General features: G+C 58.8%; 16 protein-coding genes. 3 read left to right on the plus strand and 13 right to left on the minus strand.

Annotation, left to right across the window (positions count from 1 at the left end; all coding sequences use genetic code 11):
• Window positions 1-200: 200 nt before the first annotated feature.
• The 12 genes from radC to dxs form a co-directional block, all read right to left on the minus strand.
• Window positions 201-908 carry a DNA repair protein RadC gene (gene radC, locus Q0Z93_RS04480; RefSeq protein ID WP_298063036.1) on the minus strand — a complete coding sequence of 236 codons (708 nt, stop codon included), beginning with the start codon at window positions 906-908 and terminating at the stop codon, window positions 201-203.
• Between the two features lie 3 nt (window positions 909-911).
• Complete coding sequence (gene trpB, locus Q0Z93_RS04485) at window positions 912-2093, minus strand: tryptophan synthase subunit beta (RefSeq protein WP_298063039.1); 1182 nt, start codon at window positions 2091-2093, stop codon at window positions 912-914.
• An 18-nt stretch (window positions 2094-2111) separates the two neighbouring features.
• Complete coding sequence (locus Q0Z93_RS04490; RefSeq protein ID WP_298063041.1) at window positions 2112-4178, minus strand: alpha-L-fucosidase; 2067 nt, start codon at window positions 4176-4178, stop codon at window positions 2112-2114.
• A 12-nt stretch (window positions 4179-4190) separates the two neighbouring features.
• On the minus strand, window positions 4191-5459 hold the full coding sequence (locus Q0Z93_RS04495; RefSeq protein WP_298063043.1) for a dicarboxylate/amino acid:cation symporter: 1269 nt from the start codon (window positions 5457-5459) through the stop codon (window positions 4191-4193).
• A 378-nt stretch (window positions 5460-5837) separates the two neighbouring features.
• Complete coding sequence (locus Q0Z93_RS04500) at window positions 5838-7901, minus strand: SurA N-terminal domain-containing protein (protein ID WP_298063047.1); 2064 nt, start codon at window positions 7899-7901, stop codon at window positions 5838-5840.
• Window positions 7902-8024: 123 nt separating this feature from the next.
• A complete protein-coding gene (locus tag Q0Z93_RS04505) occupies window positions 8025-9287 on the minus strand; it encodes a hemolysin family protein (RefSeq protein WP_298063050.1) in 1263 nt (420 codons plus the stop codon).
• Between the two features lie 18 nt (window positions 9288-9305).
• The gene (gene lptC / locus Q0Z93_RS04510) at window positions 9306-9962 is read right to left on the minus strand and encodes an LPS export ABC transporter periplasmic protein LptC (RefSeq protein WP_298063052.1); all 657 of its coding nucleotides are present in this window, start codon (window positions 9960-9962) and stop codon (window positions 9306-9308) included.
• 58 nt (window positions 9963-10020) lie between these two features.
• Window positions 10021-11349: an enzyme of heme biosynthesis gene (locus Q0Z93_RS04515; RefSeq protein WP_298063053.1), complete on the minus strand. Its 1329-nt coding sequence runs from the start codon at window positions 11347-11349 to the stop codon at window positions 10021-10023.
• A 133-nt stretch (window positions 11350-11482) separates the two neighbouring features.
• Complete coding sequence (locus Q0Z93_RS04520) at window positions 11483-12718, minus strand: hypothetical protein (protein ID WP_298063056.1); 1236 nt, start codon at window positions 12716-12718, stop codon at window positions 11483-11485.
• 79 nt (window positions 12719-12797) lie between these two features.
• Complete coding sequence (locus Q0Z93_RS04525; protein WP_298063058.1) at window positions 12798-13553, minus strand: type III pantothenate kinase; 756 nt, start codon at window positions 13551-13553, stop codon at window positions 12798-12800.
• Between the two features lie 395 nt (window positions 13554-13948).
• Complete coding sequence (locus Q0Z93_RS04530; protein WP_298063061.1) at window positions 13949-16120, minus strand: family 20 glycosylhydrolase; 2172 nt, start codon at window positions 16118-16120, stop codon at window positions 13949-13951.
• A gap of 807 nt (window positions 16121-16927) precedes the next feature.
• Window positions 16928-18895, minus strand: a complete 1968-nt coding sequence (gene dxs, locus Q0Z93_RS04535) for a 1-deoxy-D-xylulose-5-phosphate synthase (RefSeq protein WP_298063063.1) — start codon at window positions 18893-18895, stop codon at window positions 16928-16930.
• 49 nt (window positions 18896-18944) lie between these two features.
• On the opposite strand from dxs, the gene Q0Z93_RS04540 reads away from it, so the two are divergent.
• The 3 genes from Q0Z93_RS04540 to frr all read left to right on the plus strand — a co-directional run bounded on the left by Q0Z93_RS04540 (window position 18945) and on the right by frr (window position 21449).
• Window positions 18945-19727, plus strand: coding sequence for an OmpA family protein (locus tag Q0Z93_RS04540; protein WP_298063065.1), 783 nt, complete (start codon window positions 18945-18947; stop codon window positions 19725-19727).
• A 400-nt stretch (window positions 19728-20127) separates the two neighbouring features.
• Window positions 20128-20859 (plus strand): UMP kinase, encoded by a 732-nt coding sequence (pyrH, locus tag Q0Z93_RS04545; RefSeq protein WP_298063070.1) that lies wholly within the window; start codon window positions 20128-20130, stop codon window positions 20857-20859.
• A gap of 26 nt (window positions 20860-20885) precedes the next feature.
• Window positions 20886-21449, plus strand: a complete 564-nt coding sequence (gene frr, locus Q0Z93_RS04550) for a ribosome recycling factor (protein ID WP_298063072.1) — start codon at window positions 20886-20888, stop codon at window positions 21447-21449.
• A gap of 138 nt (window positions 21450-21587) precedes the next feature.
• On the opposite strand, the gene Q0Z93_RS04555 is transcribed toward frr, so the two are convergent.
• Window positions 21588-23810 carry a GH92 family glycosyl hydrolase gene (locus Q0Z93_RS04555; RefSeq protein ID WP_298063075.1) on the minus strand — a complete coding sequence of 741 codons (2223 nt, stop codon included), beginning with the start codon at window positions 23808-23810 and terminating at the stop codon, window positions 21588-21590.
• Window positions 23811-24261 lie beyond the last annotated feature (451 nt).

Below are 24261 nucleotides of genomic sequence, written 5' to 3' on the forward strand. Positions count from 1 at the left end.
GTCGGCCCGATTCCCCGCACCCCGACAAATCGAAGACAAGGGTACCCGGCAGGCTCAAGAGATGCGTTAGCATCTCAAAAAGTTTTTCTGGTTCTCTTTGTTCACAAAGAGAACAGTTCCCTCCCGAACCACGTACAAAATAAACCTACATATAAAACTAACGATAACAAAAAGCGTTCCGTATGTCGGGACGCCGAATGTCAAAGCAACCCCCGCTCCGCAAAACTGAACGGTTCCGTGTCCGCAATAATCACATGATCCAGCAGCCGCATATCGAAATACGAAGCCGCCAGCTGCACCTTATGAGTATTCAGAATATCCTGTTCGCTCGGATAGGCATTTCCCGACGGATGGTTATGCACCAGCACGATTCCCGCCGCATTCCGATCCAACGCCCGGCGAATCACGATCCGCGGATCGATCACCGACCCCTCGATTCCCCCCTGACTCACCCGGAAACGCTCGATGATGCGTTTCGAGCGCGACAGCAGCATCACCCACACCTCCTCATGCGGCAAATCCGACAGCAAAGGTTGAAAAATCGTCACGATGTCCGTACTGCCGGCAATATAATCCGGCGTCGGAATATCGGCCGCCCGCCGTCGGCGCCCCAGTTCCAGCGCCGCCGCGATGCTCACCCCCCGCGCCAGCCCGATCCCGTTGAACGTCTGCAAATCCGACAGGCTCTTGCGCCCCAACTCCACCAAACTCCCACCCACCGAATCGAGCAATTGCCTGCCGATTTCGACCGCCGAATTTTCGACCGTTCCCGAGCCGATCAGCACCGCCAGCAACTCCGCATCCGTCAAGGCCGAAGCCCCGCGGCTCATCAGCTTCTCGCGCGGCCTGTCCTGCTCGTTCCACTCCTTGATCGAGAGCCGTCCCGGTTTGATTTTGTCCTTCGCCATCCCTCACAGTCCGAATTCGCGCAAGTAAGTCGGCATATCCTTGTCGCCCCGTCCCGACAGATTCACCACCACCACATCCTCCGGCCGGAACGAGAGCAGCGGCAGTGCCGCCAAAGCGTGCGCCGACTCGATGGCCGGAATGATTCCCTCCAGCTGCGCCACCTCCCGCGCCGCCTCCAACGCCTGACCGTCCGTAGCGGCCAGCACGGTCGACCGCCCCGTTTTAGCCAGATAGGCGTGCAGCGGCCCGATCCCTGGATAGTCCAGCCCCGCCGAAATGGAGTACGGTTCGCGCACCTCCCCGTTCTCGTCGAAAAGAATCATCGACCGGCTGCCGTGCAGAATCCCTTCCGTCCCGCAGGTCAGCGAAGCGGCATGCTCGTTGCCGTCCGTACCGTGCCCTCCGGCCTCGACCTGCACCAATTTCACGCTCTCCGAGTCGAGGAAATGGTAAAAAGCCCCCGCCGCATTGCTCCCGCCGCCGACGCAGGCGATCACATAGTCCGGCAATTCCCTGCCCTCCTGCTCTTTGAGCTGTTTGCGTATCTCCTCGCTAATGACCGACTGCAATCGGGCCACGATGTCCGGGAACGGGTGCGGCCCCACGGCCGACCCCAGCAGGTAGTACGCCTCCGGATGGGCCACCCAATAGGCGAACGCGACATCCACGGCATCTTTCAGCGTAGCCCCGCCTGCGGTCACCGCCTCGACCTTCGCCCCCAGCATTTTCATTCGGGCCACATTCAGCGCCTGCCGCTCCACATCCACGGCCCCCATATAAATGGTGCACCGCAGCCCCAGCTTCGCGCACACCGTAGCCGTAGCCACGCCGTGCTGCCCCGCCCCGGTTTCTGCGATAATATGGGTGCATCCCATCTCCCTGGCCAGCAGAATCTGCCCCAGCGCATTGTTGATTTTGTGCGAACCGGTGTGGTTCAGGTCTTCGCGCTTGAGGTAAATCCGCGCACCGTATTTTTCGCTCAACCTCGGCGCGAAGTAGAGCGGCGACGGACGGCCCGCATAGTTTTTCAGCAGGTCGCCGAATTCTTGCTTGAATCTCGGGCTTTCGATAATCCCGACATAGCGTTCGGTGAGCTGGCCGATATTTTCCCGGAGTTCGTCCGGGATGAACGCGCCGCCGAATTCGCCGAAGTAACCGTTTTTATCCGGACCGTATTTCATCATTGTCATGTAACTATCGGATTATTCTGTCAATACTGTAATTTCGGAGAAAGAAGCGCTCGCCGCGCCGTCGGCCGTAGCGTCCACCGCAAAACGGATCCGGTTTCCTTTTATCGGTTCGGCAAACGTCACTGTCTGTTCGATGGGATTGGCCTTGATATTGGAAAACTCGCCGGCGGCTACCTCTCTGTCATTCATATAGATGCGGTATTTCGACACCGGCCCCATCCCCCAGCGGTTCGCGTCCGGCGCATAAGTAAGCCCCGTCACCGTATAAGTCCCGCCCAGATCGAACGTCAGCTCACGGTTTTTAGAGAGCAACAAATACCACGCCGTGCTCGGATTGCCGTCGAACGCCGCCGTCGCTTTCTCGCCCGCCGGTGTCACGACGCTGAACGCCGCCGTCGGAATATCGAACACGCGCGCCGCCACCGGACTGACCGTGCCCAACGTCGGATCCGCCGCAATCGCTTTCACCGTCCCTTTGCGCGCCAGTCTGAACGGTTCCCGGAACAGCGCAGAACGGGTCGTCGGCACCGTCCCGTCTATGGTGTAATGAATCTTCGCCCCCGGAGCCGCGCTGATAAACACCGTCCCTTCCGCATTCCTGCGGATCGTCGGTTCGACCATCAGCACCGGAGCCAGATAAGCCTCTATATTGTTGATGCACAGCGGCCCGCGCGATTTCAGAAAGTTGACCCTCAGCGCCTTGGCCGCCGCCGTCTCGAACCGGATGATGCGCTTATAGCCTATGGTGGTCGTCGTATCCTCCGTAACCACCGGCCGCCACCGGCCCAGCGTATCCAGATATTCGACCCCGAATTTCGCCACGCGCTGCCCCAGCGGAATATATTCCTGCAACAGAACCCGATTGACCGGCGTAACGGTGTCGAAACGAAACTCCGCACTTCCGGTCGTCACCGTATCCTCCGTCGCCCAATAGGTGTCCCAGTTCCCGTCCGTCATATTGGCGGCCTTGAAACTTAGGCCGCGCGTATTGCCGACCGTTGGTTCGATGCCGGAGAGCAGATTCGTCTTGAACTGCTCGTCCAGCGTCTTCCGCCACTCCATAATCCGGGCCGAATCCAACGGATGGATGCGTCCGTCCAGCGCCACCGGGAAGTTCATCAGCAATGTCGCATTGCGCCCCACGCTCTGGTAATAGATGTTCACCAAATGGGAGAGACTGTGCACCGACTGATCCTCGCGGGCGTGATAGAACCATCCCGGCCGGATCGACACGTCGCACTCCGCCGGCAGCCACTCGGTGCCGTCCGGCGATCCGTAATGCGGGTTGTCGCCCGGCTTGTACGGCGCCCAGTCGGTCTGCCCCGCCCAGCCCTCCTCGTTGCCCACCCAGCGGATCGTGGGCTCGGTGCCGCCGAAGATCATGGCGTCCGGAAACCTGGAGCGGATCAATTCCACAGCCTGCCCATACCGGTAATAGGTATCCGGATCGATCGACCGCTTCTCCCGCGCACCGCCGTAGTAACCGTCCCCGCCGTTCGCCCCGTCGAACCAGTATTCAAACAGTTCGACACTGTCGCAGTAATCGGTAATCAGCTCTTGTATCTGGTTATGGAAGTATTCGACGTATTCCGGTCTCCCGTAGTCGGCATGATTGCGGTCCCACGGCGAAAGATAAAGCCCGAATTTAAGCCCATACTTGCGGCAGGCATTGACCAGATCGCGCACCATATCGCCTTTCCCGTCCCGCCACGGCGAGTTCCTGACACTATACTCCGTATATTCTGACGGCCAGAGGTTGAAGCCGTCGTGATGCTTGGCCGTCAGAATAATCCCTTTGAATCCCGCCGCTTTGATAATCCGGGCCCATTGTTCGGCATCGAGGTTCGTGGGATTGAAGGTCTCCGCAGGGGTATCCCCATAGCCCCATTCGAGGTCGTTGAAGGTGTTGAGGCCGAAATGGACGAAAGCGTAGGTCTCCATCTTCTGCCAGGCTACCTGCGCAGGGGTCGGCACGGGATAGACCGGCAGCGGCGCTTCGTTTTTTTTCGCGCACGATACGGCCCCTATCGCGACGGCACCGGCTGCGATCAGGCGAAAGAGAATGCGATTCCGTTTCATATCGAGTTCAGGTTATTTGGTTTGGGTATTCGAGTCGACGATGGAAGCCACAGCCGCATCCCCGGTGACGTTGACCACGGTCCGCAGCATATCGAGCGGCCGGTCGAGCCCCAATATTAAGGCCAGCCCTTCCGGCGGCAGCCCCACGGAGCTCAGAACCATAATCAGGATGACGACCGCCCCGCCCGGAATCCCCGGCGTGCCGATGGAGGACAGGGTGGTGGTGAGGACGATGGTCAGCAGTTGCACCCACGTCAGGTCGACCCCCAGCACCTGCGCGATAAACACGGCGGCCACCGCCTGGTAGAGGCTGGTGCCGTCCATGTTGATGGTCATCCCCATCGGCAGCACGAACGAGGTGACGCGCTGCGACACGCCTAACTTCAGCGCCACGGTCTCCATATTGAGCGGCAAGGTGGCTGCGCTGGAACTGGTCGTAAAAGCCAGCAGCTGCACCGGGGGCATGGCCTTCAGAAATTTCCGCACCGGTATCCTGGTAAAAAAATGAATCAACAGGGGATAAAACAGGAAAATCATCAGAAGCAGCCCCAGCACAACGGTCAGCACGTACAATCCCAAAGCCCCGACAAGCTCCATATTCCCGGCGGTATCGGCCACCATCCCGGCCATCAAGGCGAGTACGCCGATGGGCGAGTACTGCATGATGATGTCGATGAGTTTCAGCACAATGACGTCCAGCGAGTCGATGAGGCGCATGAACGGCGCGGCTTTTTCTTTCCCCGCAAAAAGAACGGCCACCCCGATCAACAAGGCGATGACGATAACCTGGAGCATTCCTCCGTTATCGCTCATCGCGCCGACCAAATTGTCGGGAAAAAGATCGACGAGAAACTGGAGCGGCGGCGTCTGGGCCATTTCGGCGGCTTGCGTGTTCCGCTCGGCGACCGTGTTGCTGTAGCCGGCCTGTATCGCCGCAGCGCTCTCCGGCCCGACCGCCTTGCCGGGGCCGATCAGCTCGACGAGCACGAGCCCTACGCAAATTGCCAGCACGGTGGTGCAAACATAGATGCCGATCGTCTTGACGCCGATCTTGGAGAGGGAGGCGACATCGCTGAGGTTCCCCACCCCCTTGACGAGCGAGATCATCACCAATGGAATGGCGATGAATTTGAGCAGCCGCATGAATATCTCGCCGAAAGGTTTGACCCAGTCGTCGATGCCGCCGGCAAAACCGCCGCGGATGGCGACCGCGCCGAGGAGTATCCCGAGCACCATGCCGGCAAGTATCTTCGCGTAAAGGGGGAGGCTGTTGAATTTCATCTGAAGTGTCGCATGTCGGCGCCGATTTCGCAAAAGGGCCGTTGACAAATATACTTAAATCCTGTCGCTTTCCCGCACCTTTCTTTGTGTTCGGGGGTACGGTTCTCTTCGACTTCGCTCCGCCCGGTCTGCCTGCCGGGGCTCTTCCGGGTTTTCTGCGGGTGTCCCCTGCCAGGGCGGAATCTTGGGAGGCGGCACGCATCGCGCGGTTCCTTGTGTCTGCCAGGCGCTGCCCGCGGTATCCGACAGCCTCGGTTTCGAATGAAAAAGCGCACCTCGCCCGAGGCCGAGAACGGTCTTTGGCAAGGTACGCACAAAAAAGTTAAAAAAACGATTGTCGCGTCTCCGTCCCGAGGAATGAGGATGAAAAACGACCGGTTAATAGAATCGGTACCGTGTATCCTGAATGTCGCTCAATGTCATGAACGCTTCGTAAGCCGCCATGAAAGCGTTCTGCTGCGCTTCCGCAGTCAGGCGCGCCTTTTCTATTGCCTGGTCTACCGGTGTTTCACGCTCTGCCGTAATCTCCGCTGCATACACCCCGATCCGTCCGACAATCGGTTTGGAAACGGCCCCCGTCTTGCCGATCCCCGACACCCCGCCGGTAAAGGCCGGATCAAAGCCCACTTCCGGTGCCATAAATCCCTGGAAATTAATGTCATCGCTGCTCAAGGTATCCACCCCCAGCGTCGCCGCCAAGGCCGCCACCGAGGCAGCTCCCGCCATCCGCTGCGCCAGCATCTCTCCCTTCTTTTCCCGCATCACCAGCGCGAGGAGGTCGTTTTTCACTTGATCGAACGGTGCCACACCTTTTTCCCGCACCGCCGTAATCGTGGCGATCACGAAGTTGTTCCCGAACTCTTTCACGTCCGAGATCTCGCCCAGCTCGCCGTTGAAAGCCCACCGCGCCAGCTCGCGCGATTGCTGCATGCCGCCGACCGTCCGGTCATTGGGCCCTACCGTCGCCACCCGCTTGGCCAGCGCCCCGTCGTTCACAGCCTTTTCAAATCCGCCGGCCGCAGCCGCCGTCGCGAATTTGTTCGCTTCGCCGTACACTTGATTCCGGGTCAGTTCGCTTGCTTCCACATTGTAGTCGATCACCCCGAGCTGCACTTTCCGCGATTCGCCTTTCACGCCGGTCACTTTCAGAATAAAGACCGCCTCAGGCGTGGAAACGGTTTTCACACTTCCTTCCGAAGCTCCTTTCAAGGCTTCGGCGAATTGCGGGGCCAGCGTCTGCGGGTCCATCATCCCCATATCTCCCCCCAGCGCCCCGCTCTGCGGATCTGCCGAAAATTCCCGCGCAGCTTCCGCGAAATCCCCGCCGTTCCGCAAAGCCGTCACCAGGCTGTCCGCCAATGTTTTCCTGTCGGCCGGAATCACGATATTGCTGATCCGCATGCTGTCCGGAATCACCTGCACATCTGCAATCCGCGCCATCGTCCACCGGTCACCGCTGAGCACCGGCCCATACACCTGGTCGGCCGTCGCACTGAACGCGAAGTTCCCCAGTTCGCCCGTCATTTCGCCCGGCTTATAATAGCGCGGGTCGAACGAACTTTGCGAGTTCATCGCCACATACTGCTGCACATTCCCCGTCTCCGCCAGCCCCGCCGCCAGCTCGTGCACTGCCTTTTCCGCCGCTGCATAATCGTCTGCCGACGGCAAAGCCTCGAAAGTCACATACTCGATGTCGCGCAGGTCTTCCTGCCGGAACATCCCTTCGTGGCTGTCATAATATTCCCGCAGCTCGGCATCGCTCACCTGCACGGTGCTGTCCGCCACGCTTTCATACCGGCTAACCAAATAATCCACGCTGTAGGTCTTCGCCTCCCACGAAGCCAATTGTTCCGCTTCAAACCCCGTCACATAAGCCGCTTTGTCGATCAAGTTTTTAAATTTGAACAGCAGGCTCTGATCGGCGACCTCGCCCTGCAGATAGTTCCAGAACATCTGCATGCGCCCGGTCTGATCCTGTCCCACATTCGCCACGAACTGCCGCAGCAAGGCCGGTTCAAACAGGCCGGTCTGCGGATCGGCGAACATCTGCGCGATGATCGGCGAAGGATTCGCCCCGCTGAGCAGTCCGACCATTTCGTCGTCCGAGACGGTAAGCCCCAACGCCGTCAATGCCGGCTTCAGCGCCTTGTCGCGGATCATCATGTCCCATGCCTGGACGCGGATCATTTCGTTTTCCTCTTCGGTCGATCCTTCGCGTCCCGTGGTGATCCGCCGGACTTCGGTCAGTTCGTCGATAGCCTGGGCATACTCCTGCGTGGAGACTTTTTCTCCGTCGATCATCCCGACGTTCATCTTGGAACTGTTCATCAGGGTGCTTCCCGAGGTCAGCATGTCGCCGAGCACGAAAGCGAGCAAGGCCAGCCCGATCACGATAGCCAGCAGAACGCCGCCTTTGTTTCTGAGTGTGTTGAGAGTTACCATTCTTTATTTTGTGCTTTTATTTTCCCTTTGTCGTCGTCCGAATCCGGAAATTTTCCGACCGGCCCGGCCTAATGGGGACAAATGTACTGTTTTTTTTCGATATAGCGAAGCCACGGGCCCCCTTTAGGAAAGACCTTCGATTTTTGTGACCTGCGCCAGTTCGATGCGTGTCCGGCTGGTGCGGAGTATCTTGATTTTCAGACCGTCGGCCCGCACTATGTCCCCCGGCTTAGGTATGTCTTCGCTCTGGTCGAGAATATAGCCCGCCAGGGTATCGTACCGCTCCGATTCGGGTATGCCGAGGCCGTAAGTTTCGTTCAGGTGGTCGATCTCCAGCCGCCCCGCCAAGACATACTCGCCGGGCGTGACTTCCTTTTCGACTAAATAGTCGGCATCGTGTTCGTCTTCGATTTCGCCGAAGATCTGTTCCAGCAGGTCTTCGAGGGTCACCATGCCGGCCGTGCCGCCGAATTCGTCGATCACGACAGCGAGCGATTTGTGGTCGCGGATAAATTCGCCGAGGAGCTTCTGCTGCGACATCGTCTCGGGCACATACAAGGTCTCCTGAAGCACTTCCCGGATAGTAGCCGGCCCGTTGAACAGGCATTTGAGGTTGGCGTATCCGATGATGTTGTCGATCGTCCCTTCGTAGACCGGCAGCCGCGAGTAGCCACTGCTGACGAACAGCCGCCGGAGGTCGTCCACGCTGTCTTCGACGTCGATCGCTTCGACGTCGGTGCGCGGCACCATGCACTCTCGAACGCGCTGTTCGGAAAAGTCCAGTGCGTTCTGGAAGAGCCTGATCTGTTGTTCGTTGTCTTCTTTCTCTTCAGCGTCGCCCTCTTCGTTCCCGGCGGCTTCTTCGACCAGCGTGGCCAGATCGACTTTGCCGAATCCGGCGATCTGCGGGGTGTTGTCCACGCGTTTACCCATCATGCGCAACAGCAGCGCAGACAGCGAGGTGGCGAACCGGGACAAGGGATAGAATACGATATAAAAAAGGTAAACCGGCACGGCGAAAGTCCGCAGGTAGAAATTCGGGTTGGCTTTGACGACCGCTTTGGGCAGAAACTCGGCGGTGAAAATAATGATCAGGGTCGAGATGAGGGTCTCCGCCGCATAGTTGGAGCGGCCGGCGATCTCCACGTAAAGCCGGCTCATAAAAATGGAGTAGATGACTAATGCGATATTGTTCCCGACCAGGATGGTGGAGATGTACTGCCCGGGCGCTCGGAGAAACAGGCTGACGATGCGGTTGTAGGTTTTGCTCTGTTTGCGTTCGATCTCCAGCCGCAGTTTGTTGGACGAGAGGAATGCGATCTCCATGCCGGAGAAAAAGGCCGACAGGGTCAGGGCGATGAGGATAACGATGATTTGTATCTCCATGAGACAAGTTGAGTTGAACTACAACGGTGCCATGGCAGTCGGAACCTGCCCGGCTGCCGGTGCCGGCTCCGCTGTGCCGGCGGTGTCCCGCAATGCGGCGGCATCGACTTCGATTTTCCCGGAGGTGTTGTGAAAGCTCCAGGTCTCGAAACTTTCGTCGGCTTCAAAGTTGCTGCCTACGTGCACGCTTCCGCCGTCGATCACTTTGGCGGTGGTGTCGCTGTATATCTTTTTCTTTTTCTGGTCCCAGTACAACCGTTCGGTGTACAAGGTACGCCCGCCCCGTTCCCCCGTGTAGTTGTGGGCGACGACGTTCCCGCGCGCCTCCCACAGGTCGGTGACTTCGTTCAGCCGGGCGTAATCGGCCACCAGATCGCTCTCGACCCGCAGCAGCGAGTCGAAGGTTTCGATCTTGATCCCTTCCCGAAATTCCATAAAAGGTTCCGTCGCCAGCTCGTAGCGTTCCAGCAGCGGGGTCTCCATCCGATACTGGCGGTATCCGTCCACCGAGTTGATCATGCGGTGGTTATGGCTGACCTGCGTGGGCGTGGTCTCGGGGTCTTCGATCGTCGGTTTGGGCTCCTTTTTCCCGCAGGATGACAGAAAAAGAGTGCCTGCCGCAAGCGTGGCGGCAAGCACTGTCTGTGGGCTTATGATTTGTCGTAAACTCTTCATAGGTCACCGGGTTCTTGTCGGAAAGCCGCAAGAATCCCCCGACTAAATATCCAGTGTATTAACGTTCCCGCACGGTAGTCCTGCCGCTGATCCAGCCGCAGCTGACCGTATACGGATCCCCCGGGTTCAGCCCGCGCATGAAGGTCTCTTCGGTTTTCGGGAAGTTCGCGCTGTAGTTGCCGATCATTTTGGATATCTGTTCTTGCTGCGGGTCGTCGGCGGGCAGGAGCTGCCGGGCCAGCGCCAGGTTATCCACGGCCAGCCACATGGCAGTCTGGCTGTCGAAAGCGCTGCATGCGCTCCCCGCACCGCTTCCGTAGGCTGCCCCCAGCAGCAGGTAGGCCACGCCGCTGTCCGGGTCGAGCCCGATGGCCTGCCGTGCGAAACCGGCTGCCTCCCGGTAGGAGCCGGATGCGCTGCTCATAGTCGCTGCCTGCAGCAGGAAGTTGACTTTCATATCTTCGTCCGTCGCCTTGTCGATCGCGATGCGGAGGTATTCCATCGCTTTTGCATAGTCCTGTTTTTCCTGGAATACGGATGCGAGTTGAATGGCCACATCCGGTTTCGGGTTCACGGCGTAATATTTTTCGAGCATGGTCAGGTAGAACTCGCTGGAGCACTGTCCCCGCTGGAGCAGTGCCAGAATGGTCTCGATCAGCTGCGGGTTTTCCGGATCGGCTTCGTATTTGGGTTTGTAGATTTTCTCTACGGTTGCGCAGTCGGCCACCCCGCTGGTCGCGAACAAGTCGTCGAGCACTTTCCCCGCTTCCGCTGCGTCGGGATTCGACGAGCCGGCCATCCGTTTGCTCAGTCTTTCGTAGACTTCGATCAATTCTTCAGGGGTCACGTCGTCGAGTTTGAAACTTTCGACGACGGAGTTGAAGTACATCACCGCCAAGGCCGGTTCAAACGGGTGTTTCTCATGCAGCGCTTCGCGGAAGAGTTTGAACAGGCGTTCGCGGTCGGATGGCATCATGGCGAGGAACATTTTCGCTTTTTCGCTCCGCAGATAGGCTTCGCCGCGGGTGCGGTGTTCGCCGAACGCTTCGATTCGTTTGTCGTAGATATACAGGATACTGTCCACATACGTCCTGCGTTCCGCTTTGGTTTGTGCGCCGGCCGCTTTGGTCTTGTAGATTTCGATCCCGCGGATGTACATGTTTTCGGAAGCCTTCGGTGCGTTCTGGATCAGTTCCCGCAGGTAAAGCGTGGCCAGGTTGTAGTCTTTGGCTTTGTATGCGTCGTCGAAGAAGTTCAGAATACGGACATTCTGTTCCCGTGCTGCCGGATCGGCGCCGTATTTCGGATCGTCCTTGAAATCTTGTGCAGCAGCTGTGCCTCCCACTAAGGCCAGAGCCGCCATCAGGGAATAAACTCGCTTTTTCATTTCGTATGGTCGTGTTTTGTTTGTCGTTCGATTCAGGAAGAGGGGTCAGTTCCTCGTTTTATAACATTTTGCTTTTATAACGTTTTGCACCCGTTTTTCAGTCTCGTCCCGGAGGTAAAATCCGTGCCCCGCCTTAGTTGTATTTCGGACGCACGAACCAGTAGTCGTTCCCGAACAGGCTCAAAGCCGCAAAGATATTGAAATAGCGCTCTCTCACCTGTCCCGCCGCCCGGCTTCCCCGCTCGCCGTATTCGAGCCCGATCCCCACTTTGGAGAATGTCCCTTTCTTGAGGCCGAAATCGACGCCTAACGACACCGCGGCATCGCGCAGCTGGTGTCCGTCTTTGATCAGATAGCTGTCGCTGTATCTCAGCCCGACTTTGTATGTCCACCGGTTCAGCGCATTGCGGATATCGAAACGGTTCGGAACGTAGGAAAAGCCTAACCGGTAATCCTGCTGCACCCCCAACGCGACATTCTGCCCCTCCGGTATCGCGTATGCCCCTTCCCAATTCTGCCTGCTGTAGTCGAACGCGACGCCCAGTTTGTCGGACTGGTAATAGATCCCCGCCGCAACTTTGCCTGGAATATCCATATTCCAACGGCTGGCTGCCGAAAAGACGGTGTCGGCTCCCGAGTTGTCGTAGGACATGGTGAGCCGCGTCTGTCTGATCGAGGCGGTCACTTTCGGCTGATAGGTCGCCCCGATCGCCAGAGCATTGTTCCTGCCCACCTTGAAGACATACTGCGCCCCTAAAGTAAACAAGATCTTGCTGAGGTTCTGGTTCTCGGTGGAAATCACGCTGCGGTATACCGCAGACGAGAGGTACGAAGTAACCATGGCGTTGTACTGCCGCTCGATATCCCCGAACCAGTAGTTCATGCTGACTCCCAGCGAGAGCTTAGGCGTGAGGTTCACTCCGAGGCTCATAGCCACCTGCGTGATCCCGCCGTCTCCGGCATAATTGTAGATCGTGCTCCCGATATTCTCCGTGACGCTCTGGTTCTGCTCGACGAGACGGCTGGTGTAGCCTACCGAGCTCACCGGCGTCAGCGAAAAGCCTAACCCCACGCCTCTCCCCAGCGGCACCGCCAGCCCGAGGTCGTGGATGTTGAATGTGTTGTATGTCGTGGAATTGCCCGCGGAGGCATTCCTGGCGTAAATATTTTTCCCTTCGCCCGCGAAGTTGAAGATGGCCGACTGTCTCGGTATCGCGCTCATCGATGCCGGATTCCTGTAGTTGAACGCATGCGGGTCGCGCACGGCGATCCCCACGCCTCCCATCGACCGATTGAACGCGCTGCCGCCGACGGCCATATCCCCGATGCCGTACATCGTATACGGCGAAAAGATGTTGAGGCTGCTCATCTGCGCCCGGGCATGCGGAGTGCAAAGGCATAATACGGCGCACAGGCAAAATGCGGCGTATCCGCCGCAGCTGCATAGGTTATGTTTCAATGTCCGGAATATTGGATGGGGCATTATATTCGAGTATTCGGTTCAGTCCTTTGATGACTAAATCATTGCTTACAAATATCGGTTTTTTTACTTTGTCGGCAAAGAAATTCGCGTCTCTGCCGGTAAAAAAGACGGTCAAAGCGCTGTTTTTTTCGCCGAGCCGGGCGATATAGCCTTCGATTTCGTGGATGATGCCGAGCACGACGCCGCTTTCGATGGCTTGCCGGGTGGTGTTCCCTGTCAGCACGGCCGCCTCGGAAGGGGCGACGCAAAGCGGCAGCCGGTCTGTCAGCCGGTGGAGTGCCTCGAATCGCATGGCCATGCCGGGCGAAATATTTCCGCCGAGGTATTCGCCTGCTGCGCTGACCCGGTCGATGGTGATCGCTGAGCCGAGGTCGATGATGAGCAGTTCGCGTCCGGGCGCCACCTCCCATGCGCCTACGGCTGCCGCGAGCCGGTCGGCGCCCAATGTCTGCGGGGTGGCGTAGAGATTCGCTAACGGCACCGGCGTCCCGGGCTCGAAACGCATGAATTGGGCTACCTGCTGCCGCAGGTAATCTTCGGTCGTCTTGTCGGGATGCCGGGTCGTGGAAAGGATCGCCCGGTCGATGTCCGGATAGGCGCGGAGCATATCCCGGATCGCCGGGCAGCTCAGCTCTTGTGCCACGTTCTTGGACACGATCTCTCCTCTGTCTGTGACGGCGGTTTTGGCGAAAGTGTTTCCTATGTCTATGACTAAGTTCATTTTTCGGTGTCGGTTTGTTCTGTGGCGGGCGGGCTGGGCGATACTGAGCGTTTGGTTTTCCGCTGGCGGCGACTTGGTTTTGCTGGGTTTTTCAACCGAGCTGTCTCTACTCGAAATGGCGTCTCTTCGATTCGCTCAACCCGCCCGCAGAATGATGTTTTTAGCCGTACATTTAATTATAGGTACCGACAAGCACTCTTGCAATGTCGTCTGTGATCTCCTTGCACCGCCCGCTCACGCGGAAAAATGCACTGACAACTTGTCCCGGCACCGCACCTCTAAACGGCACCTCCTCAAACCAAGAGAGTTATACCCCGAAAGCCCCAAGCCCCGCCCCAAAAACTCTTTTCAAAGAAAGAACAGCACATAGCGGTGGAAAACCCACCCACGACGCGTCAATAGACTGCAATCTCGTCCGTAAATATCCAAGCCGCCGCCCCCGCGCGCGGATGCCCTTCGGGCAGTGTTCCACGATTTTCCGCCCGCACCCGCACATACCGCGCCCGCACCGGCGCCTGAAAACGCACATCGAACGGCCGGATCAGCACCTCCGAATCCTCGTCCGGCGCGATCGGCACATCCGCCGCTACGGAAAAATCCCTGCCGTCCGCCGAAGTCCACACCGTCAGACGCGTCGGCAGCATCACGGAAGTCGAAGCGATATGCTGCAAAAAGCGCAGCACGATCCCCTCCACCTGCTGCACCGTGCCCAAATCCAGCGTCACCTCCATATCCGTCCCCTCGAACCCCTGCCACGCCCGGTCGTCGCCCCGTTTGAACGCATACCGGTTGTCCACCAGCGCCGTGTCGCCCCCGCCCGTATATGCCGGGCTGTAAGGTGTCGCATAGGAGACCCGCGCCCGCGTCGCCCGGTTCAGCAGCTGCGGCACTACAAGCAGGCACCCCACCGCCCGTCCCCTGCGGAAAGTCTGCGCCGTCAGCGTCGCCGGCGCATCGACCACCAAAGAATCGGCGTACAACGGAGAATCCGCCGTCGGTGCGCTCCCGTCCAACGTATACCGGATCGGACAACCCTCCAACTCCGTCGCTATCCGCAAGACCAGCGAGCCATCGCCGTCGAAACGCTGTTCGGCTATATAAGGGGTGAATGCGCTTTCGGCATAGTTCCACCCCCGCGCCGCATACCGTTCCAACTGCCGGTCCAGTTTCCGTTCAAAACGCCCCCAGTCCTTGGCCGTCGTATCGCTCCACAACGCCTCGGAAAGCGCCGCCAGCCGCGGCAGCAGCATGTATTCCGCATGTTCCGGCGTGCGGATATTCTCCGTCCACAGGTTTCCCTGCCCTCCCAGCACATAATGTACATTCTCCGGCGCGATCCCTGCCGGCACCGGATCGAACGAATAGACACGCTTTATCCCGTTGAAGCCCCCCCACGCCTGCGGCTCGCACGGATTCTGCCCCTGGTAATGATCGAAATAAACGTAGTCCAACGGCACCATCACCACGTTATGACCCGCATTGGCCGCTTTGATCCCCCCCTCGAATCCCGTCCACGACATCACTGTCGCATTCGGCGCCAAGCCGCCTTCCAATATCTCGTCCCAGCCGATCATCGCTTTGCCTTTGGAGTTGATATACTCCTCCATGCGATGCACGAAATAACTTTGCAATTCATGCTCGTTCTCGAGCCCCTCTTCGCGCATGCGCTTCCGGCAAAGCGGACACCGGCTCCACTGCTCCTTGTCCACCTCGTCGCCGCCGATATGGATGTACGGCGAGTCCGGGAACAGCTCGATCACTTCGTCGATAATCCTTTCCAAGTAGGCAAAAGTTTCCTCTTTGCCCGGACAATAAATGCCGCTGCCCGGCTGCGCCGTCGGACACGAATATTCCGGATAGGCGAAGGTCGCCGCTTCGGAATGGCCCGGCATTTCGATCTCGGGCACGACGGTAATATGCCGTTCCCGGGCATAGGACACGATCTCGCGCACGTCTTCTTTCGTGTAGTATCCGCCGTAAGTGTCCGCACTGTCCTGCCGTGCTTCGTCGCTGAGTTCCAGCCCGATCCACGGTGCTTTTTCGTCTTTGACCTTACGCCATGCGGCTTTCTGTGTCAACCTCGGATACCGGTCGATCTGCAACCGCCAGCCGATCCCGTCCGTAAGATGCCAGTGGAAAGTGTTGATCTTGTGGTAGGCCAGTATGTCGAGGTATTTTTTTATAAAATCTTTCGAGAAAAAATGCCGGCTCACGTCGAGGTGCATCCCCCGCCACGGGAATCGCGGCGCATCTTCGATGGTCACGGCCGGCACGCGACCCGCGGAATCCTTGAGCTGCTCCAGCGTCTGCAACCCATAGAATACCCCGGCTTCTCCCCCGCCGACGATGGTCACCTTACCGTTCTCGGCCATCAGCCGGTAGCCTTCCGGATGACCGATTGTCGTGTCTATGACGGTCAGCACACGATCCGGCTCGACTTTGACGAATCCCGTTCCTTCGATGATCCGGGAAGGTTGGGGAATAACCGATATTTCGGCCGGTTTCGGTTCCGGCGAGCAGGCGGCTGCAATCAGGGCGGGAAGTCCCGCAAGAATCAATTTTCGCATAGGTATATTCTATTTGTTCGGTTCCTGGCCTGAGAATGACGGCCCGACCCGACATAAAAGTACGATTTTTATCGCCTTGCTAGCTTGAGGCGAAGAAAACCATAGGTTTTATTACAAAGATTTCCCGATGGCGCCCCGGAACCATCCCGGGCGGAGGACCGGTACCATTCGGCACTCGAGCCGGGCTGTAACTACCCTAAACTCCTCCGCTAACTCCGGGACGTACTCGTGTTTCGGAGCCGTACTTGTCTCATACAACGATGAAACTCCGGTTCGCAGAACCGGTTGGGCCGGAGCCTCCCCCGGCGACGGGCCAAAATCTCGCTCGGCTCGAAATGGCCCGCGCAGGCTCCGACCCCGTTATATTAACTGTACAATAAAAAATTCTGCGTATTCGGCCTCGCGCCACCCTCTAAGACAGAACAAACTCCCGGCTCGGCACACGAACCGGGCTGTAACCAAACCGAACTTCGCAGGCTGCGCCCTCTTTGCCGCTAAAAAATGTATTTGCCCGCGCGCTGGCGGAAATCCGGTTCAAAAGCAATTCATGCTTTTGAACGATTTCCTACTCCAGCAATCGCGCGCAGGGCCGGTCTCTGCAAAACAGAAAGAATTGCGTTTGAATTGCGCGGAGCCGTTTGCCGCGAAAAGAAAGGACCTGCCGGCGGGCCGGTGCCGCTCAGCACCGGGCCTCTGCCGCCGAAAACTGATCGCTTTGCGTGCCGCAAGACACTCCGGCCCAACATCGGAAAACTATCGTCAGACTTCTCGTTGCCCGACAGTTACAGCCTGCCCGGAACCGAATGTTTACAAAAGAGACTTGATCCGCTGTGCGACAGATGCCGCATCTATGCCGCACAGATGGCGCAACTGTTGTACCGCTCCGTGTTCCACGAACCGATCCGGCAGCCCCAGCCGCACCACCCGTCCTACCCGTCCGATCCCTTCCCCGCCAAGCAGCCCGCGATCCGACCAATATTCCAGCACCGCACTCCCCACACCCCCCGCAATCACCCCGTCCTCCACCGTCACCACACAACGGTAGCCGCGAGCCGCAATCCGGTCCAACATCGCCGTGTCCAACGGTTTTGCGAACCGCAGGTCGTAATGCGCCACGGATATTCCCTCGCTTGCCAAAACGGAGACCGCCTCCCGCACCTCGATCCCCGCCGCCCCGACCGAGACCACCGCCACAGTTGCATTCTCCGGTTCGTTCAGGATACGCCCCTGCCCGATCCCGACACAGGCGAACGGCCGCCCCAGCACCTCATCCGCCGGGAAAGCCCCCCCCCGCGGATAGCGGATCACCCACATCCCCCGCTGCGGCGCCTCCGCCGCCGTCCGAGCCGCCGTATACATCAGATTCCGCAGCTCCACCGCATCCATCGGCGCCGCGATCGTCAGGTTCGGAATCCCCCGCAGCAGAGCCAGGTCGAACGCCCCGTGATGCGTCGCCCCGTCCTCGCCCACCAGCCCCGCCCGGTCGAGACACAGCACCACCGGCAACTCCTGCAAAGCCGCGTCGTGGATGATGTTGTCCACCGCCCGCTGCATGAACGACGAATAGATATTGCAGAACGGCACCCGCCCCCCTGCCGCCAACCCCGCCGCGAAAGTCACCGCATGCCCCTCCGCAATCCCCACGTCGTAAGCCCGTTCCGGCATCCGCTCCATCAGCAGGTTCATCGAACAGCCCGTCGGCATCGCCGGCGTAATCCCCACGATCCGCGCATCCTGTTCCGCCAGCTCCACCAGCGTATGGCCGAAAACCTCCTGAAACTTGAGCATACGCCCCCCCTCTGCCATCGAAGCCGCCGAAGCCGCTCCGAACCGGATCCCCGTCTCCGGGTCGAACCGCCCCGGCGCATGCCACCGCGTCTGGTCGCGTTCCGCCGGCGCATAGCCCTTCCCTTTTACCGTCAGCGCATGCAGTATTTTCGGTCCCGGCAGCGTCCGCAGGTCGCGCAGCGCCCGCACCAACCCCACCACATCATGGCCGTCCACCGGCCCGAAATACCTGAAGTTGAACGACTCGAACAGGTTGCTCTGGTGCAGGAAAAACGACTTGGCCCCCCCCATCACCTTCTGAATCACCCGCCTGAGGCGCGGCATCCGGTCCAAAGCCCGCCACGTCGAGTCCTTGAAGCGGTTGTAGTGTCGGGAGGTGCTGATCTCCAACAGCGCCTCCTTGAGCGCCCCGACATTCGGGTCGATCGAGATGCGGTTGTCGTTCAGCACCACCAGCAGATCGTTGTCCGGATCGGCCCCGGCGTTGTTCAGCCCCTCGAAAGCCAGTCCGCCGGTCATCGCTCCGTCGCCGATCACCGCCACGCACCTCGGTTTCTCTTTTCCGTCCTCCCCGCCGTTCTGCAATGCCCGCGCCAGCCCCAGCGCCGCCGAAATGGATGTCGAAGAATGTCCCGCCCCGAAAGCGTCATACTCGCTTTCGCTCATCTTCGGGAACCCGCTGATCCCGCCCAATTTGCGGTTGGTATGGAACTGGTCGCGCCGGCCGGTGATGATCTTGTGCGCATAGGCCTGATGTCCCACGTCCCACACGAGCCGGTCGTTCGGGGTGTCGTACACGTAATGGATCGCCACGGCTAACTCCACCGCCCCCAAGCTGGCTCCCAAATGGCCGGGATTGGCCGACACTTCGCGGATGATGAATTCCCGCAGCTCGGCGCAGTATGCGGGCAGTTCGTCAACGGAGAGTTTGCGCAGGTCGGCCGGAGAATCGATTCGATCGAGATATTTTGTCGCTTTCGCTGTCATTTCAGCAATCGGTATGACGACAAAGATAGAAATTTTGTATCTTCGCCTTATGAAAACGGGGAAAATAGTCGGTCTGGTCTGCACGGCGGGGTTCGTGCTGGCGGGGGCGGTGTCGTGCGTGTCGATGAAGACGTACCGGCAGACGCAGACGCGGGCTTTGAGGTGCGAGCATAATTCGGCGGCTTTGCTGGCGGAGGTCGAGCAGCTGCGCGAGCAGCGGGCGGCGCTGGAGGCGCAGTACGGGGCGCTGGATTCGGCGCATTATGCGGGGGGGCTGACGAATGCGGAGCTCAGGGCTTTGCTGCGCGAACGGACGCAGGTGCTGGCGGAGGTGCGGGCGCTGTTGGGCGAGGCGTTGCAGGATTTCGACAGCGAGGGGCTCTCGGTGACGGAGCGGGGCGGGATGATTTATGTGTCGGTGGACGAAAAGCTGCTGTTCGAGCTGGGGAAGGCGGAGGTGTCGCAGGAGGGGGAACGGGCGGTGTTGAAGGTGGGGGAGGTCTTGGCGCGGAATCCGAATATCCGGATCATGGTGGAGGGGCATACGGACAATCTGCCGTATCGCTCGAAGGAGGGGGATCAGATTGTCGACAACTGGGATTTGAGTGTGCACCGGGCGACGGCGGTGGTGCGCATCTTGCTGCGGAACGAGGGAATTGCGCCGAAGCGGGTGACGGCGGCGGGGCGGAGCCAGTATGTGCCGGTGGCGGAGGGAACGGGCAGGGAGGCGAGGGCGCGGAACCGGCGGACGGAGATCATCTTGACTCCGGATATGGATCGGCTGATGGAGCTGTTGGGGCAGGCGGGACGAATTGCCGATAACGCAAACTGATAATCGGTCGGTTTATTCTCTACCCGGTTTGAGGGTACTGTTCCTTTTGTGAACAAAAGGAACCGAAAAAACTTTTTGAGATGCTTGCGCATCTCTTGAGCCTGCCGGCTACCCTTGTCTTTGATCTTTTTGGGCCGGGAACTATAGACCGCTCTATTACACTTCAATTCGACCTCGCGCCCACCCCCCGAGCGGCTTCGCCGCTGGGCGCGAAGGTCGGCGGTTCTAAAGAACCGCATTAAGAGCGGTCTATTCCCCGGCCCAAAGAAAACGCAAAGAAAGAGGACTGCGGAGCCTAAGGAGTAGCGTAGCTATCTCAAAAGTTCTTTGCGCCGCTTTCTTTCAAGAAAGCGGCAGTTGCCTCCAATAAGGTAAAGATTAAACGAATATAAGTTGCGATATGTCGAGATACAGACGGATATTATTGAAACTCAGCGGCGAATCCTTGCAAGGGACACAAGGATACGGGCTTGATCCGGAGATGTTAGCCTCATATGCAGGGCAGATCAAGAGCGTGGCCGACACCGGCGTTCAGATCGGGATCGTGATCGGCGGAGGCAATATTTTTCGAGGGATGAGCGGCGTAGGCAAAGGCTTCGACCGCGTGCGAGGCGATCAGATGGGGATGCTCGCCACCGTCATCAACTCACTCGCATTGCAGTCCGCCATCGAAAACGCAGGAGGCAAAGCCTGCGTGCTGACCTCCATTCCCATGGGGCCGGTGGGAGCCGGGATCTACTCCAAATTCCGGGCACTCGATTTGATGAGCGAAGGATACGTGGTTATCATAGGCGGCGGGACAGGAAACCCATTCTTCACGACCGATACCGCATCCGCCTTGCGAGGCGTCGAAATCGAAGCCGACGTTTTGCTGAAAGGGACGCGCGTGAACGGAGTGTATACCGCCGATCCCGAGAAAGACCCTTCGGCCGCCAAATACAACGACATCACCTTTGCGGAAGTCATCGCCAAACGCCTGAAAGTGATGGACCTGACCGCATTCACCATGTGCATGGAAAACCGGCTGCCGATCATCGTATTCGACATGGATACGCCAGGGAATCTGGCCAAAGTGACCTCCGCAGCGGACGCTGCCGCATTAAAAGAAGTGGGGACCCTGGTGCACAACTGATGCGACATACATAACACGAGATACCTATGGGACAGAAAAGAGAGATCATCGACGCGGCGAAACCGAAAATGGAAAAAGCATTCGCACATTTCGAGGAAGAAATCGCCGCCGTGAGAGCCGGCAAAGCCAGCCCCAATGCACTCAACGGAGTGATGGTGGAATCATACGGCTCGCAGATGCCCGTCAACCAAGTGGCCAGCGTGACCGTGCCGGACGCCCGGACGATTTTGATCCAGCCGTGGGACAAGACCCTGTTAGGGGCTATCGAAAAAGCCATCATCAACTCCAACTTAGGGATGACCCCGTCCAATAACGGGGAAACCATCCGGCTCAACGTGCCGCCGCTGACCGAAGAACGCCGCAAAGAGCTGATGAAACAGATCAAGGCCGAAGCGGAAAGCTGCCGGGTCGGAGTGCGCAATGTGCGCCGCGAAGCGATCGAAGCGATCAAGAAAGCGGTCAAGGCTGACGGGCTGCCGGAAGATGTGGCCAAAGACGGAGAAGAGGAAGTGCAGAAGATCGTGGACGGATATTCCAAGAAGATCGACGACGTGTTGGCGGCTAAGGAAAAGGAAATAATGACCGTTTGACAGTTGACTGCTTGGGTAAGGGCTACTACTATTTGCGACGACGGGACGACCTGCACAGAGGCGTCCCGTTCGTCTTCTTATTGGATGATCCTTCGCCGCCTTTTCCCCTCGGCGCGTCGGTTCAGACCCCCACGTACCCTACCGGCTGACCGTCAATTCCAGCACCCCGCCCTTGACGATGTCATTCCATGTAATGAACGGCGCACCCAACGGCTTCCCGTTCAACATCATCTTTTCGATCCGGAAATGCTCCGCCGACACCCCCGGCGCCCGCACCGTGAACGTCTTGCCGTCAGGCAAACGAATGACCGCCTCCTCGAACAGCGGCGTTCCGATCGCATAATTCAAGCTCACCGGATCCACCGGATAGAAACCCATCGCGCTGAACACATACCACGCCGACATCTGGCCGCAATCCTCGTTGCCGCACAGCCCGTCAGGGGCATTCGCATATTGCGTCCGCAGAATCTGCGATACATATTGCTGCGTCTTTTCCGGTTTGCCCACGTAATTATAGAGATACGCCACATGGTGCGACGGCTCGTTTCCGTGCGCATACTGCCCGATCATCCCCGTGCTGAAAATCGGCAGCGAATCCGCTGCCTCCGGATATAAAGTGAACATCTCGTCCAGCCGCCGCTCGAACGGCTCCGGCCCCCGCATCAGCCGCACCAGCCCCTCCACATCCTGCGGCACCGCCCACAGGTATTGCCACCCGTTGCTCTCCGTGATATGCTCCGTGTACTCCTTCGGGTCGAACCCCGGCACCCACTCGCCGTTCGACAGCCGCGGCTGCATGAATCCCGACGCCGGCTGGAACACATTCATATAGTTTTGCGACCGCAGAATGAACTCGTTATACACCGAATCCCGCCGCATCCGCCGCGCCAATTGCGCAATGCACCAGTCGTCGTAAGCATACTCCAGCGTTTTGGAAAGCGACTCCCTCTCCATATCCGCCGGCACATAGCCCCAAGTCTTGTAAAGTCCGATCGCCCGGTAGTCGTCCCGGTTCATCGTCCCCACGCAGGCCGACAACACCCGGTTCAGCACCGAATCCGGCAAAATCCCTTTCAACGCCGCCTCGACCAGTACCGGCACCGCATGGCAGCCGATCATCATGTCCGTTTCATTCCCCCACAGCGGCCACACCGGCAGCATCCCGTGCTGGTCGTAAAAGTTCAGCATCGAAGCCGCCATCTCCCGCACCCGCGCCGGGTGTAGGAATGTGTAGAGCGGGTGTGCCGCCCGATAGGTGTCCCACAGCGAGAAGGTGGAATAATTGTGTTCCCCCTCGCCCGGCACCTCGCCGGCATGTATCGCGCCGTCCGGCCCGAAGTAGCGGCCGTCCGCGTCGTCGAACAGGGTCGGTGCCAGCATCGTCCGGTACAGCGCCGTGTAGAACGACACCCGCTCGTCAGGCGTCCCCCCTTTGATCTGAATTTTAGAGAGTTCCGCATTCCATACCGCCCGCTGTGCCGTCCGCACGCTGTCGAAATCGAATGTGGGCATCTCGGCCGCGAGGTTTTTCCGCGCCCCGGCGATGTCCACCGCCGAAATCGCCGTCCGGACGACGATCGGTTTTCCGCCGTTCGCCGCCGTGTTGAACACGAACCGTCCGATATGACTTTTTATGCCGTTGTAGACACTGTCCCGGTGTACCGAAGTCACCGTATCGACCGTGTACGAGGTGAACGGCTGCGAGAACTGCGCCACGAAGTAGACCTTTTGATCCGGCGCCCATCCTTCCGAAAAGCGGTACCCTTCGATGGTCCGGTCGTCCACGATCCGCAGGTGCGAACCCAGGGTGTAGTCCCAGTTCATGGCTTTCGCTAAGTTCACGAACACCGTGGCCTGGTCTGTCGCCGGAAACGTGTACCGCTGCATGCCGCACCGCTCGGTTGCAATTAATTCTACGGATGTATTGTAATCTTGCAAGAAAACCTTGTAATATCCCGCTTCGGCGGTTTCGTCGCGGTGGCTGAACGTGGAGTAGACTCCCAATTCGCCTTTCCCGATCCGGAACGGCGGCACGGCGGGCATATAGCTGATGTCGTACAAGTCTCCGGCCCCGGTGCCGCTGAGGTGGGTGTGCGAGAATCCGGCGATGGTGGTGTCGGGCCAGAAGTAGCCGGCGATCCGGTCCCAGCCGCTGGTGCCGTTGTCGGGCGAGAGCTGAACCATCCCGAACGGGGCGCTGACGCCGGGATAGACGTTTCCGGGGCCGTCGGTGCCGATCAGGGGATTGACTAAGGATGCGAGGTCGTCTTCCGGGGTCTCGGCACTGCCGCAGGAAACGAAGAAAAGGGCCGCTGCGGCAAGGAGCAGCGGCAAATGGGGGACGGATATGCGTGGTTTCATACGAGCTGTTATGGAATGGACAAGATACGAAAATTATTTGTTTTTGGGATTCGCGGATTCTTGTCTGCATGGATCCTGTAAACGTTGGGTTTTCAGTGGGCGCACGGCGGTTGGGGAATGGACAGGCTTTCCAACTTCGTTTAAAGGCATTTTTTTCGGGCCGGCGCTAATGGGAGTTCGATGCGAAGGTTCATTGCGAGAACTCAAGTATTCCCTCTTTTTGTCCCCTATGCGCTCCACTCCCGCCGCTGACGCCGGCCCGCACGACCTGCAGTCGCAAATAGTAGTTTTTTTATCGCCTCGAGCCGGCGGGCTTTCTCTCCGGCGGAAAGCTCTGCGGGCGTTCCCTCGCTGGGAAAGGTTTTTCTTTCGATCCGCTCATGCCGCGGGGGCACTTTCTTTCTTGGGTGACCAAGAACCGAGCAGCGTACCGAGAGCAGAGACCGCTTGC

Origin of the sequence: uncultured Rikenella sp., from assembly GCF_947628055.1 — a bacterium.
Taxonomy (GTDB): Bacteria; Bacteroidota; Bacteroidia; order Bacteroidales; family Rikenellaceae; genus Rikenella.

Excerpts from the sequence above, each read along its gene's own strand:
- lptC (WP_298063052.1), bottom strand. The coding sequence starts at position 9,962 with ATGAAGAGTTTACGACAAATCATAAGCCCACAGACAGTGCTTGCCGCC.
- pyrH (WP_298063070.1), top strand. The coding sequence starts at position 20,128 with ATGTCGAGATACAGACGGATATTATTGAAACTCAGCGGCGAATCCTTG.
- Q0Z93_RS04495 (WP_298063043.1), bottom strand. The coding sequence starts at position 5,459 with ATGAAATTCAACAGCCTCCCCCTTTACGCGAAGATACTTGCCGGCATG.
- Q0Z93_RS04530 (WP_298063061.1), bottom strand. The coding sequence starts at position 16,120 with ATGCGAAAATTGATTCTTGCGGGACTTCCCGCCCTGATTGCAGCCGCC.
- Q0Z93_RS04525 (WP_298063058.1), bottom strand. The coding sequence starts at position 13,553 with ATGAACTTAGTCATAGACATAGGAAACACTTTCGCCAAAACCGCCGTC.
- Q0Z93_RS04520 (WP_298063056.1), bottom strand. The coding sequence starts at position 12,718 with ATGAGCAGCCTCAACATCTTTTCGCCGTATACGATGTACGGCATCGGG.
- Q0Z93_RS04555 (WP_298063075.1), bottom strand. The coding sequence starts at position 23,810 with ATGAAACCACGCATATCCGTCCCCCATTTGCCGCTGCTCCTTGCCGCA.
- radC (WP_298063036.1), bottom strand. The coding sequence starts at position 908 with ATGGCGAAGGACAAAATCAAACCGGGACGGCTCTCGATCAAGGAGTGG.
- frr (WP_298063072.1), top strand. The coding sequence starts at position 20,886 with ATGGGACAGAAAAGAGAGATCATCGACGCGGCGAAACCGAAAATGGAA.
- Q0Z93_RS04515 (WP_298063053.1), bottom strand. The coding sequence starts at position 11,349 with ATGAAAAAGCGAGTTTATTCCCTGATGGCGGCTCTGGCCTTAGTGGGA.
- trpB (WP_298063039.1), bottom strand. The coding sequence starts at position 2,093 with ATGATGAAATACGGTCCGGATAAAAACGGTTACTTCGGCGAATTCGGC.
- Q0Z93_RS04540 (WP_298063065.1), top strand. The coding sequence starts at position 18,945 with ATGAAAACGGGGAAAATAGTCGGTCTGGTCTGCACGGCGGGGTTCGTG.
- Q0Z93_RS04490 (WP_298063041.1), bottom strand. The coding sequence starts at position 4,178 with ATGAAACGGAATCGCATTCTCTTTCGCCTGATCGCAGCCGGTGCCGTC.
- dxs (WP_298063063.1), bottom strand. The coding sequence starts at position 18,895 with ATGACAGCGAAAGCGACAAAATATCTCGATCGAATCGATTCTCCGGCC.
- Q0Z93_RS04500 (WP_298063047.1), bottom strand. The coding sequence starts at position 7,901 with ATGGTAACTCTCAACACACTCAGAAACAAAGGCGGCGTTCTGCTGGCT.
- Q0Z93_RS04505 (WP_298063050.1), bottom strand. The coding sequence starts at position 9,287 with ATGGAGATACAAATCATCGTTATCCTCATCGCCCTGACCCTGTCGGCC.